The 13,361-nt window shown below is 38.8% G+C and carries 12 protein-coding genes; 5 read left to right on the top strand and 7 right to left on the bottom strand.

What is annotated here, in order from left to right:
- Window positions 1-14: 14 nt before the first annotated feature.
- Window positions 15-257, top strand: a complete 243-nt coding sequence (locus tag QNI15_RS01175; RefSeq protein WP_314030110.1) for a hypothetical protein — start codon at window positions 15-17, stop codon at window positions 255-257.
- 606 nt (window positions 258-863) lie between these two features.
- On the opposite strand, the gene QNI15_RS01170 is transcribed toward QNI15_RS01175, so the two are convergent.
- The 3 genes from QNI15_RS01170 to QNI15_RS01160 all read right to left on the bottom strand — a co-directional run bounded on the left by QNI15_RS01170 (window position 864) and on the right by QNI15_RS01160 (window position 5,539).
- A complete protein-coding gene (locus tag QNI15_RS01170) occupies window positions 864-2,168 on the bottom strand; it encodes a PAS domain-containing protein (protein ID WP_314003856.1) in 1,305 nt (434 codons plus the stop codon).
- 661 nt (window positions 2,169-2,829) lie between these two features.
- On the bottom strand, window positions 2,830-4,098 hold the full coding sequence (locus QNI15_RS01165; protein ID WP_314003854.1) for a DUF418 domain-containing protein: 1,269 nt from the start codon (window positions 4,096-4,098) through the stop codon (window positions 2,830-2,832).
- 106 nt (window positions 4,099-4,204) lie between these two features.
- Window positions 4,205-5,539 (bottom strand): hypothetical protein, encoded by a 1,335-nt coding sequence (locus QNI15_RS01160; protein WP_314003852.1) that lies wholly within the window; start codon window positions 5,537-5,539, stop codon window positions 4,205-4,207.
- Between the two features lie 45 nt (window positions 5,540-5,584).
- Between QNI15_RS01160 and QNI15_RS01155 the strand changes: the two genes are divergently transcribed.
- From QNI15_RS01155 to QNI15_RS01145, 3 genes are all read left to right on the top strand, one after another.
- A complete protein-coding gene (locus QNI15_RS01155; RefSeq protein WP_314003850.1) occupies window positions 5,585-7,669 on the top strand; it encodes a sialate O-acetylesterase in 2,085 nt (694 codons plus the stop codon).
- A 32-nt stretch (window positions 7,670-7,701) separates the two neighbouring features.
- Window positions 7,702-8,487: a L,D-transpeptidase family protein gene (locus tag QNI15_RS01150; protein WP_314030108.1), complete on the top strand. Its 786-nt coding sequence runs from the start codon at window positions 7,702-7,704 to the stop codon at window positions 8,485-8,487.
- Window positions 8,488-8,641: 154 nt separating this feature from the next.
- Window positions 8,642-9,004: a DUF4260 domain-containing protein gene (locus tag QNI15_RS01145; RefSeq protein ID WP_314030106.1), complete on the top strand. Its 363-nt coding sequence runs from the start codon at window positions 8,642-8,644 to the stop codon at window positions 9,002-9,004.
- A 67-nt stretch (window positions 9,005-9,071) separates the two neighbouring features.
- Here the strand turns inward: QNI15_RS01145 and QNI15_RS01140 are convergent, their stop codons facing one another.
- The 4 genes from QNI15_RS01140 to QNI15_RS01125 form a co-directional block, all read right to left on the bottom strand.
- Window positions 9,072-9,530 carry a MarR family winged helix-turn-helix transcriptional regulator gene (locus QNI15_RS01140; protein ID WP_314030104.1) on the bottom strand — a complete coding sequence of 153 codons (459 nt, stop codon included), beginning with the start codon at window positions 9,528-9,530 and terminating at the stop codon, window positions 9,072-9,074.
- A 71-nt stretch (window positions 9,531-9,601) separates the two neighbouring features.
- Window positions 9,602-10,087, bottom strand: coding sequence for a glutathione peroxidase (locus QNI15_RS01135; RefSeq protein WP_314030102.1), 486 nt, complete (start codon window positions 10,085-10,087; stop codon window positions 9,602-9,604).
- A gap of 8 nt (window positions 10,088-10,095) precedes the next feature.
- Complete coding sequence (locus tag QNI15_RS01130) at window positions 10,096-10,545, bottom strand: DoxX family protein (protein ID WP_314030100.1); 450 nt, start codon at window positions 10,543-10,545, stop codon at window positions 10,096-10,098.
- Window positions 10,546-10,552: 7 nt separating this feature from the next.
- On the bottom strand, window positions 10,553-10,966 hold the full coding sequence (locus tag QNI15_RS01125; protein ID WP_314003845.1) for an organic hydroperoxide resistance protein: 414 nt from the start codon (window positions 10,964-10,966) through the stop codon (window positions 10,553-10,555).
- A gap of 341 nt (window positions 10,967-11,307) precedes the next feature.
- Between QNI15_RS01125 and QNI15_RS01120 the strand changes: the two genes are divergently transcribed.
- On the top strand, window positions 11,308-13,332 hold the full coding sequence (locus QNI15_RS01120) for a choice-of-anchor Q domain-containing protein (RefSeq protein WP_314030098.1): 2,025 nt from the start codon (window positions 11,308-11,310) through the stop codon (window positions 13,330-13,332).
- Window positions 13,333-13,361 lie beyond the last annotated feature (29 nt).

Below are 13,361 nucleotides of genomic sequence, written 5' to 3'. Positions count from 1 at the left end.
AATACATGGAAAATATGAAAGTTATAGCTCAGATACCCAAAGAAGATTGCCATGTTACGCTTTTTAGCTGGAATGGAAAGTATATTGTGAAAATAGAGCAGGGATTGCTTGAACAAACCTATAAAATTAATGCAATGGATATTACAGGAGAGAGCGAGGTATACAACCTGATTGAAAACGAAGCCTTTATGCAGTCAGTACGGACGAGGTTTGAGGCTATGAATGAGTCACTGCAAATGGCTATGGATATTTTCTAATATACTGTCTCCACACTCTTTTATTTGGAAGGTAGGATATATTTTGTAAGATCAGTAGTATGTGTTCGAGTTTAGTTTGTAGTATGAGTGGAGCATGCGTTTCGTTATATGCAAACTGCTATGTAAAGAATGACGCTACGTTGGTCAGGTTAGAAAATTTTTTACCTGGAATAAACCGCAAAATTGCCGATGCGTTGAGTTAACCGCACGAATTTATTTTGAGCGAAACAAACCGTAAGTTTTTTGTTTGAGTGGAATTCACCGCAAAAAGATTCTATGCATAGAAGTTGTTTAGGATAATCTTCAAAGGCAGATTAAATACAAGTTGTATAAGAACTAAAAATACATGTGCTGCGCCTTCTTCCCATCGTTCAGGTTAGTGATAACACCAACCTGGGGATTGAAATTAAGGCATGCTACAAAATCTGCTCGTTGTGCTGGTTTAAAACTTATCCTAAACAACTTCATAGTTATCGAAAGTCTTTGATTTGCCTGTCCGGTGAAAATAAAAAGATTTTAGCTGACCACTAACTGCTAAAAAAGAAGTCGTCAAAGATTCACAACTTAAATGTCCAACCTTTGACGACTTTGGTATTTAAAATAGGATTAAGCAGATACTGTGTCAGATGCTTTAGACGCCGAGAGATTTAGTGATTGCAGACATTCGGCATAAAGTACCTCTGCTAATCTATCATCCGGAATTACATAGCGGGCACTGACATATTTTATGGGCTTGCCATTGTCGTCAAGTATAGGGGAGATGGTGGCATCGACCCAGTAATGAGTGCCATCTTTTGCTCTATTTTTGATAATGCCTCTGAATATCTTCCCTTGTTTAATTGTCTGCCACATAATTTTGAATAATTCTTTCGGCATATCTGGATGACGGAAGATATTATGAGGTTTTCCTATTAATTCCTCTCGACTATATTTGGAGACTTTACACAATTTATCATTGACAAGAAGAATAGTTCCATGTTGATCTGATTCAGATAAAACAGTTGTATGACCAAACACTTGTTCCCGATTTTGTAATTCCTCTTTTAAGATATCACTTTCATGCAACTGGCGAGTCAGTTCTTCCTGTGTGGCCGAAAGCTCTTCCATGTTCTGTCGCATCTCCTCTTCCTGTGACCGTAATGTTTCGGCTTGTTGTTGTGCCAGTTCCAGTAGATGCTTGGTTGTGCTGTTAATTTTTAATGTAGAGAATGTAGAGGCAATACTTTCTCCCAACTTCTCAATAAAGCTGATCTGATAAGGCTCAAATACATGAAAAGAAGCTAGTTCCAATACACCATATACCTTTTCATTAACCTTAAGAGGTACCAACAACAAACAGGTTGGATTGGCTTTCCCTAATCCGGAAGTAATATTTACATAATCCTCTGGAATATCAGTCAGAAGAATACTATCTGCTTCAATATAACACTGGCCTACCAGACCTTCGCCTACTTCTATTTTTTTATCAAGGTATTTTTTACGATCATAGGCATAACAGGACAACATTTCGAGAAAGATCTCCTGTGGATTTTCCTCATTAGTTACAAATAAACCACCCTGATTAGCACCAATGTATCTGACCAGTTCTTTGATTAACAGACTAAAAATCTGTTCAAGATCAGTAGAATGTGAATGAAGTATTTCCGCAAATCGGGTATGTCCTTCATTGGCCCAGCTACGTTGACGGTCCTCTTCTGCAATCCGTTTCATTTGTTCCTGCATTTCCAGCAATGAGGAGATCAATGGATTGTTTATATCTGATATCTGAGTCGTATCCAGTTTCCCCTGGCCAATATTTTGAATCAAAAGCGTGGCATCTTGAGTTGCTGCTCTTAGTTCTTTGGCTTCTTCCCGAAATTTTTGATATTCTTTTAATTTTCGTCCACTAATGATATTAAATAGAAATGGCATATAGTATAAGCTGAATGACAAGAGAGTAATTACATTTTAACTTAGGCAATTGTAATGAGCTTTGCTATACCCTATATTGACTCAAAGGAACAATGCCTGATAGCTTCTTATACTTGTAAAATAAGGGAAATTGCCCGAGAAAACTCAATTTGTAAACAAGTAGCCTGGCCTAAAAAGCGTAAGTAATAGCCATGTCTTTACCTTTTTAGAACATGTACCCTGGGTTTTTCTGAGGATAAGCACTTTGAAAAGTATCGGATACCTTTTGCCTATGTAAAAGGTTATACAAAGAAACACTTCATACTTTGACTATTCCTAGTGTAATTATAACATGCAGAAAACGAAGAAAATAATCAATCAAAGCTATATGTTGGGTATAGTCTTCTGAAAAACTTTATATAGATATGTAGATGAGTTCGGGAATAACACATGGTAAGTATCTATATCACTTAAACAGTATAGGGGCGTTTGCTATTTGATGTATACTTATCTGATAAAACTTTCAATGTAAGACCTGTAAGAGTTTTTGTGTAAAAGTTTGATTAAGAAAAATATACAATTAGTATAGTATAGTTTGTTAATGAAGATATTTCTACAATGATATATCCACTTCTTAATAATATACTATTGTAGAAATACCTTGACTATTCACTTTAATGCATTATAAACGTATTGGTTGCCATCTCAGATAGGTTGCAGAACGCCATATCCATTCCAGTGGTCCATACTTGAATCGGGATAGCCACCATTTGCTAAACTGCATCTGTAGTAGAAAGATAGGTGCCGATAGTAAAAAGCAGATCCAGGGAGGAATTATTCCAACCAAACCCAATCCACAATATCCGTAAAAAAGCAAAAGGCCTATGACTGTTTGAGAAACATAACTGGTAAGTGCCATTTTACCTACTGGCGCAAAATGTAGAAGCCTGGAATTCCAGACTGGCTTTGCAAATAAAAGAGTAATGCCTGCAATATAAAATAGGGTTAGTAATGCATTGAAAGAATCATAAATGGTCATAAAGATAAATAGAATAGCTGGAGGAGGTTGTGGGTTATTATTGTACATAACACCCAGACAGATACCTGCTATCAACAAGCCCAATGCTATAAACCCGCTGTATTGCAAGATCTTCTTGAAAAATAGTTTGTTTACAGGAAATTGTTCAAATATTTTTTTTCTACCTGCATATAACCCCAACAGAAAAAATCCAAATGTAATATAGATGCGGCCACTTTCAATCTGGAAGTTTTTCTTCATTTCTAATGCTTTGAAATTGGCTTTTAGGTTGTCTACATAACTGCCATGCATCATAATCTGGTAGTATTGTTCTGTGTCCTTCTCAGATTGCTTATTTTGTTGTTCCTGTTGTGCTTTAGAGAGTTGAGGCAAATATTGCTGGTAAATAGCTGTAAGGCGTGTAGGTATATTGATAACTAGCAAAATGGCAATGGTGAGTATGATTTTGTCAGGTAGTTTTCTGAAAAGGAGCAATAAAAATCCCAGCGGTGCATAAATACTCAGAATGTCTCCTCTCCAATGTAAGCTGTGCGCCAGACCAATCAGGCCAAGGATAACTAGTCTCCAGGCATAGCGTCCTAAAAAGTTACCTGATTTCTTCTCAAAACTGAATAACTGGAGTGCAAAGCTTAAGCCAAACAGAAAAGAGAAGAAGGAAAAGAATTTTCCCCTGACCAATACTTCACTGATAAATTGAGTAATGCCATTTAGGATTTGTTGCCAGACTGGAATATTTTCAAATGCCTTCTGATAGATAGATCCAGGCAAAGGGCCTCCATCAAACCAGCTAACAATATGTGCAATTAAAATACCTAGTAGTGCAAATCCTCTCAAGGAATCTACCACCTGAAGCCGGTTTGCAGCCGACTCAACGGTGAGCGTTTGGGGAAGGGTTTCAGTAGTTGTAGTCATAGTGAGTAGTTTTGGTATAATATCCGAAAACTACTCAAGTAATAGGAGAGAATTGTGATGTGTGGAGAGTAAATGGGTTGATAGTGAGTATTTTATATTTGTATTGTTAGCGGTTGAAGCGTAAAGATATAGGAGATTGTGCTTCCTGACTAATCACTTGATAGATGGCTTGAATGGTATCATACCCCTGTTGTCCTTCCCATAAGATACAAACACTATTCTCTGTGTTACTATGTGTTAGGCGAGCCCCAAAAACGCCCTTCCCCAAATGTTGCTGTACCCATTGTATCAATCTGTCTGCAATGGAGTTGCTTAGCCCTAAGGCCGCATAACTTGTATGAGATTGAAACATCCAGTTACCTAATTGTTGTAACGACTTTTGTCTTCGTTCTACATCGTCAGCTTCTGGCATATGTTGTAAGAGGAGAGAAAAATATTGAGCTCGTATGTTTTCGTAAATAGGATGTACTGTAGCCTGAAACACAGGATAGGAAATGTCTGGAAAGACAGATAAAGCTGAATCAACCAGGATACCTGACTTCTCCAGGAATGTGCTGCCATATACGTGCTTGGGTAGCCATTTATAACGATTGTCAAACTCAGTGGGGGTAATATTTGCCAGATAGCCATTGTATAGCAGATTTTCTCGATTGCCAGTCTTTCTGGCTGTATCTAATTCGTGTGGATAGGTCCCATCATAGAGCGAGATCATGGTATAGCCTATAGATGCGGCAGTATAGACCTGCTCTTGCAAAGTCAATTGTTTGTTTGATTTAGGGCCCAGATTGATAGCTGCAAAGCCAAGACCTTCTGGAATAATGAAAGTAGAAGATACATGGTCAGGCTGACATAATATTGGCAAAATGTGTCCTGGTTTTATATAGTAGCTGGCTAGTGTGTTAACCAATGGCAAATGATGGAGACTAAGCAACTGCAATGCATTGTGAGCAAGTATTGGAAGTTCATTCTCCATAATTACAACTTGATTAGCCTCTGCCAGTGCTTTCAATATACTTATGGCAAGACCCTCCTTAGGTTCCGTTTCTGTTTGATCTGAAGGAGATTGTATATATACATCCAATCCTGTCAGAGCCATATTCTGTTTAATAGAAAACAGTACTATACAGGCTGATACTATACCTGTTGTATAGTGACTAGCAGTAATTTCGTGAAGAATAGATTGATTGATCGTACGATCTTGGTGTAGTAATGCAGATATATCAATCTGAAAGTCAGGAAATGTTGTTGTTGATTGCTTATAAAGGCGAATCGTTGTATCATTGCGCAATGCAAGTATGATAGAAATACACGTTTGTACTGGCGTGAATAATACCAGTGATCCGGCATATTCTGCTGTTCCTCCCATTACATCCAGGCACCCAAAAGTAGATTGTGTAAAACGCGGATTTGTATTATTTACAAAGAAGTCATCTGAGTTCATAGTGCGAAAGTAGTATTTTTTTGCAGGAAACCTGCCTGCGTTCTTATGTCGTTTTTAGGAACTGATCAGATCCGACAACATACTACTAACGTTTACATTTCTATCTATCTGGCTACTAATCAGACACAAACCATATACCATAACTCTATGAATAAATGTTTTACCGCCTCAGTATTCGTTGTATTATTTCTGCTGAATAGTTTCCGGCTATCTGCAGAAGTTCATCTGCCTAAATTGGTGGGTGATAATATGATTATTCAGAGAGATACCAGGGTAAATATATTTGGTACTGCATTACGGGTAGAGCGGGTGACGGTTGTATTCATGAATCGTATCTATGCAGCATTGCCGGATGAAAACAGCGAATGGGTGATTTCATTACCTCCGTTGCCTGCTGGTGGTCCCTACGAAATGGAGATCTTTGGGAAGAATACACTTAAGATCCGTAATATAATGATTGGGGATGTCTGGCTGGCATCCGGACAATCAAACATGGAGTGGAAACTAGAAGATAAAGTAACAAATCACCAGATTGAAATTGCGAATGCCAACTATCCCGATATTCGTTTTGTAGATGTAAAAAACACTATCTCTGCACAGGCAGAGACGGATTTTGAATCAGAAGGATGGCGTGCCTGTTCTCCAAAAACAGCAGGTAAATTTTCAGCGGCAGCTTATTTTTTTGCCCGGGATGTATTTAAAACCTATAATGTCCCTGTTGGAATTATTCAGGCAGAGTGGAGCGGAACCCCTGCTGAAGCATGGGTGAGTACAACCACACTGAAACAGTTTCCTGAGTTTAAAGACGCTGCAGAAAAACTTGATAAGTGTACTGTCAACCTGACCGAATTGTCTACTGCCTATACTACCCGTCTGGAAGCATGGAAGAAAACTGTACCTAAAATAGATAGAGGGTATACAGGTAAAAGACCCTGGTATGAGAAAAAGATAAAAGATGAAGAAACATGGAAGCCTATGAAGCTTCCATGTTATTGGGAAACGGCTGGTTTGGGTGGATATGATGGTGTAACCTGGTTCCGGAAAGAAATAGAAATTCCCCGATCAGAAGCTGGAAATACGTTGACGTTATGTCTGGGGAAAATAGATAATGAAGATATCACCTGGTTTAATGGAGAAAAAATTGGGGAGACGAAAGAAGCCAATCAGGTTAGAAAATACACGATACCTGGCAAGTTGGTTAAAGCAGGCCGAAATGTAATTGTCGTTCGGGTGAATGATACACATGGTAATGGAGGTATATGGGGTAATTCGGCTGATTTGAAGATATTGTCACCTTATTATTCAGTTTCTCTGGCTGGAGAATGGAAATATAAGACTGCAGTAGATGTAAGTCGTATGCCCAAATATCCAACCGAATTGCGGGATCAGAACTCACCAGGAGTGCTATTTAATGGAATGATTGAGCCTGTCATTCCTTATACTATCAAAGGTGTAATTTGGTATCAGGGTGAATCCAATGCAACACGAGCGTATCAGTATAGAAATCTTTTTCCTGCATTGATACGGGACTGGCGTGCTGCCTGGAAGCAAAAAGATGACTTTGCCTTCTTATTTGTACAACTAGCCAATTATAAGGCTGCTGCTCCTCAGCCTGGTGAAAGTGACTGGGCAGAACTGCGAGAAGCACAAACCTTTGCATTAAACGAACCCAACACTGGTATGGTGGTGAGCATTGATATAGGGGATGCAAACGATATTCATCCCCGAAATAAGCTGGATGTAGGAAAGCGTTTGTTTCTTGCAGCTCGTAAGGTAGCCTACAAAGATTCGACGGTAGTAAATGCATTTGGGCCTTTGTATAAGTCCATGACTATCGAAAACAATAAAATTCATATTCTTTTTGACAATGCCTCAGGTGGACTTAAATCCAAGAATGGTACACTGAAAGGATTTGCCATAGCTGGATATGATAAAAAGTTTTATTGGGCAAATGCACGAATTGATAGCAATACTGTAGTTGTATGGTCTGAAATGGTTCCTAAGCCGACAGCAGTACGCTATGCATGGGCTGATAATCCGGAAGGATGTAATCTCTACAATGCAGAAGGGTTACCTGCTTCTCCGTTTCGCACAGATCAATGGCAGGGACTCACATTTAATGCAAAATAAGGATTAAGAGAAAAATACATACTACAATTGCTATGAAAACCAGATCAAACGTTTGGGTTCTTTTTACATTGGGAGGAGTGTTAGTTATTGCTACTACATTGCTTCTATGTAGTGCTATCCCTGCTAAAAGTTTTAAAACTACTCAACTTGAGTTTGAGCGGGTAAAAGATGCCTATGAGGAAAAAGAAATAGTGACACAGAAATTGTTTTCAGATAAAGGATTGACAATAAATCAATCGGAGATTTTTCTGAGAGTCTTTAAAAAAGAAAAGCAACTGGAGTTATGGGCTAAAGAAAAGGGAGTAAATAAAACTTTTCAGCTACTCAAAACTTATAAAATATGCTCTGCGTCTGGTGAACTGGGACCTAAACGCAAACTGGGAGATTATCAGGTGCCCGAAGGATTTTATGTTATCAATAGATGGAATCCTGTGAGCAATTTTCATTTGTCACTAGGAATTAACTACCCTAATGCTTCAGATCGAATCTTATCAGACAAAAAACATCCGGGTGATGATATTTTTATTCATGGTAACTGTGTCAGCATTGGATGTATGGCAATGACCGATCCTATGATTAAAGAGATCTATATTGCGTTTGTAGAAGCTAAAAATGCTGGACAGGGACTAGTACCTGTGCATATCTTTCCTTCAAAACTCGATGATTCATCCTGGGATTCTCTTCAGGCTGCTGCTCTGGATGACCCTTCCTTACTGGCATTCTGGAAAAATCTGAAACCTGGTTATGAATGGTTTGAGAACAAGAAAACATTGCCCAAAGTGAATGTAGATACCAAAGGGAGATACTCCTTCCAGTGAGTTTTGTCTTAATGGGAATTTTGTTCGGATAAAAGGACCTTGTTATACCTAAAGATTTTCAGAAAACGATTTCTTATCTTTTGTTAACGATTTTTCTGAAACGAGTCTGTTAGCTTTGTCATATCAATAATCAGTCAACTAACAGATACTCATCATGAAACTTACTATCAAACTTGAAGAAATCGCTATGTTTATAGCTGCTGTCTATTTCCTTTCAATCTATAATCTTGGTTTGTCTGCCTGGGTTTGGTTTCTATTGTTTTTCGCTCCTGATCTTGGAATGTTGGGGTATATAATCAATACACGTATTGGTGCATTGACTTACAATTTGTTTCATCACAAAGGCATTGCAATCAGTTTGAGTTTGGTAGGTTATTTTTTACATAATGATATACTGATTGCATCTGGAGCATTACTTGTAGCGCACGCAGCATTTGATCGTATGCTAGGTTTTGGCCTTAAATACGATGACAATTTTAAACATACTCACTTGAGTGATGTTGCTTATGAGTTATAAGCAACACACCTGTAGAGAATAAATATTGCTCACATATGAATTAGAATACAAATAACGCTGGTTTAATCTAATCCACAGATTGATTCTTGTTAAGAAGGAAATCCAGAAGATGATGTAGTTTGTCTCTTAAATCAACCAACTCCTGCAGATTTAATTCTTCAGAGCTTAAACAGGCAATCAGTCTTCCAGGAATAGTGCTAGCTTGTTGTTGTAGGGCTTTGCCTTTTTCTGTAAGTGCAACAATTACTTTCCTTTCATCTTCCTCTGAGCGTGTGCGTTGTATCAATTCCATGCCTTCCATACGTTGCAAAAGAGGAGTCACTGTATTGGTATTTAGAATCAGCTTTTGCCGGATTTCATTAACTGTAATTTTATCATTCTCCCATAAAACCAGCAGAACCAGGTATTGAGGATATGTTATTCCTAGTTCATCCAGAAATGGTTGATACTCTCTTGTAATCAGCCGTGAAGCTGCATATACAGGAAAGCAGAGTTGATTTTCAAGTTTTAAGTGCTCTTCTATCATACTTTTAGCAAATATTAGATATCTGACCAGCTCTCTGTGATTAGAGAGCTGGGTTCCAAATACAGACAAATTTACTGAAAAATCTTTTCCAGGTATTTTTCAATAGCTTCAGGTTTGGTAATAGGGGCAAATCGTTTGACTGGCTTCCCATTTTTATCTATTAAAAACTTGGTGAAGTTCCATTTAATACGTCCTCCCAAAAGTCCAGGAAGTTCTTTTTTCAGGTATTTAAAGACTGGATGAGCATCTGTTCCATTTACCTCTATTTTATGAAACATCTGAAATGTGACACCATAGTTGATAACACAACCCTCTGCAATCGACTTCTCATCTCCAGGTTCCTGATTGCCAAATTGATTACATGGAAAACCCAGAATGACAAGACCCCGGTCTTTGTATTTCTCGTATAGTTTTTCAAGTCCTTCAAACTGTGGCGTAAGACCACATTGACTGGCTGTATTTACTACCAGGACAGTTTTTCCTTTATAGGTATCCATGGATATGTCCTTACCCTGTAAACTGCGGGCAGACAACTGATAGAATGACGTATTGCTCATATAATTTTTTAGTTAGTGGATTGGTTGCTTTTTCTCCAACTGCTCCATGCACCTGTAGACCACAACGCCCAGATTACCAGAATTGGCTGGAAGAACAGGCGTATTAGTCGGGCTTTGTCCGAATTCAATCCAAAAGCATCTATTTTATTTACATATTGAGATATATTTCCCGGAAATACAAGAACAAAAAATAAAGCAACTATCCAACCTACTAGCGTACGGTATTTACCCAGAAAGATCAATGCAAGACCTAATGCAACCTCTACAATTCCTGACAAAATCACTACTAAATCTCCATTCATTGGCAGCCAGGTTGGTACTTGAGCCAGAAATTCAACCCGTGCCCAGGTAAGGTGTCCAATTCCTGCGAATGCGAGATTAAGTCCTAGCAATATTCGAAATACCGTCTGTACAGTGCTGGTTTGATAGTCTAAGGTTGGGTGTGGATAGGCTTTCATAGCTTGTTTATTTTAGTGTTACAGAAACATTCACATTATGATGGATAGCTCTTGAGTAAGGACAGGTAGCATGTGCTTTTTCCAATAATTGTTGTGCTACTTCTCTGTCTACACCCTGAATATCTGCTTCCAATGCTGCTACAAGAGTTATGCCTTCTGTCTCAGATGACTGAAGGCCCACGGTAGCTGTCACCTGACTTTCAATCCGTAATTTCTGGCTACGAGCAACAAATTGTAACGCACTATCGAAACAGGCAGCATAGCCGGCCGCAAATAATTGTTCTGGATTGGTATAGTTGCCTCCATTACCTCCCATCGAATTAGGCATCCGCACTTCCAGATTTAGTATTCCGTCTTCTGTTGAAACTTTCCCGTTTCTACCACCTGTAGCAGTGGCTTTGGTTTCATAAATTGTTTTCATGACTTTGTATATCGTTTGATTTTATATCGTTCACGATACAAAGTAAAGTAATTTTTATGTCGTGTACGATGTTTTTCTTGTTTTTTTTGATTGTTTTAGGGTAATCATTTGATTATGAATTTGTTAATAATTTATGAGTGTAAGTAAATATCTCAGAGCTTGCCTTTTATTCTAAAAATATCCTGCCATTGATAATCACAAGGCTTACAAGGTTGAGATAGATCTTGTTCGGTAAATTGTATAATACCAAGTATCTTTTTTCTTTCTGTTTACTACATATACACCCAACATACTAAGATTCAGATGTTTAAATTATAAAATTGAATCTTTGTTACTAGACTATGGAAAACTACAAAAACAACCTCTGGAAAAAAGCAGGTGCATTACTCCTGTGTTGGATGGTAATCTTTGTTGCGCAGGGAGCAACTATTTATGTGAAATCTACCGCTGTTGGAGCTAACAATGGTAGCAGTTGGGCAAATGCCTACACCAGCCTCCAAAGTGCACTTGCCACTGCTGTGAGTGGAGATGAAATCTGGGTAGCAGCAGGCGTATATAAACCATCTGTACAAATAGACTTTGATGCCAGTGGTGGAAGTAATATACGGGAAGTTACATTTTCATTGCCTAACGGAGTGAAGTTATATGGCGGTTTTATTGGAACTGAAGTATCTCTTGTTGAACGTAACTGGACACTAAACCGGACTATTCTTAGTGGAGATATTGATAACAATGATATAAATCTGGATGCGAATGCTATTGCAGAAAGTTGGACAGATATTGTTGGCAATAATGCATATCATGTGGTATATACTGCCAATGTAGCAGCAACTACATTACTGGATGGGTTTATCATTACTGCGGGACAAGCTTATATAGCATCACCTCCCAATGCCAATTCCCCTAATCTGGATGGGGCAGGGTGGTATAATAAAATCAGCGCACCACAAAATGCCAGCAGTCCTACTATTTTTCATTGTACATTTCAGGGGAACTATGCAGAATCTGAAGGTGCAGGCTTTTATACAACACCCGGCACTGTCTTCGTGACTATGGAATCTCAGATACGGGAATGTAAATTTGTACAAAACAAAGCAAACTTTGCTGGTGGGGCTATCTTTCTGGGTTCGTTTCAGAAAGGAAAGTATTGGGCAGTAATCAGTCAGTGTGAGTTTACCGGGAATCAGGCATATCGAAGAGGAGGCGCATTGGCACTTACTGGTGACAGTACACGGATAGATACCTGTAAGTTTGTTAACAATCAAGCCATTGTAATTTCTGAAGATGGGACAACCCGGCCAGGTTCCGGAGGTGCTGTCAATATGGCTACTACAAAGGCTGGTTTTCGACGTTGTATATTTATTGGAAATTCTGCTACTGGTAATCCTACCGGAGCGTATGAAGGAGGCGGTGGTGGTGCTGTATATATGTCTACCAATGATCCTCAGACAACCACATTGGGAGCTTCTAAGCCGGTATTTATTGCTTGTGGTTTTTATAATAATGTTGCGCAAGGCAATGCAATGGCGTGGGGAGGTGCTGCAGTACATTTGAATGATGCAGGGATTTTGAGAGTAAAATATATTAATTGTGTATTTGCTGGCAATCACGCTCAGAACGATGGTGGGGCTGTGGCTAACTTTACACGGGTAATCAGTCCACCTTCAGGGTTTTCTCCAGAAATACGTACAGAGTTTACCAATGCTACTTTTTATGGAAATTCAGCGAATAGAGGAGGGGCTTTATCTAACGACGGATATATTTCTTCAGGTATAGAGATTCTGACTTCCCGAATTGAGAATTCAATTTTATATGGTAATACTGCCGTTTCCAGTGGGCAGCAGGTATATAATGATGGAAATGTAAATACTGTATCATATAGTCTGGTACAAGGTTCCGGAGGTAGCGGAGGCGGATGGATTGCCAGTGTAGGTACAGATGGTGGCAATAATAAAGATGCATCTCCTTCATTTATCAATGCAGCAGATGTAGATGGTGCCGATAATATTCCTGGTACTACAGATGATGGATTGCGGGTAAACAACGGATCTCCTGTTATCAATGCAGGTACTAATGCAGTGCCTAATCTGGCAGGTATTACTACTGATTTTGCCGGTGATGCCCGCATCCAGAATAGTAAGGTGGATATGGGTGCTTATGAACGATACTCATTAATTGTTCTGCCTGTGAAATTTTACTGGCTCTATCCATGGAAGATTGTTCGTCCGGGTTGTTTAAGCTGTCCGTGGGCCATTCACTTTGACAGAGGTATCAATGAAAATCCACTGGGTTTTGTTTGGGAATCGCCGGCTCAGTTAACAGATCATGGTGATTATGCAGAAGTAGTAGGTAGGTACTATTGTTAGCCAGGAAGATCGTTCCGTACAGTTTGATG

Origin of the sequence: Xanthocytophaga flava (genome assembly GCF_030068545.1) — a bacterium.
GTDB lineage: Bacteria > Bacteroidota > Bacteroidia > Cytophagales > 172606-1 > Xanthocytophaga > Xanthocytophaga flava.
The sequence above is the reverse complement of the archived record's forward strand: the minus strand, read 5'-3'. Positions and strand labels throughout refer to the sequence as shown.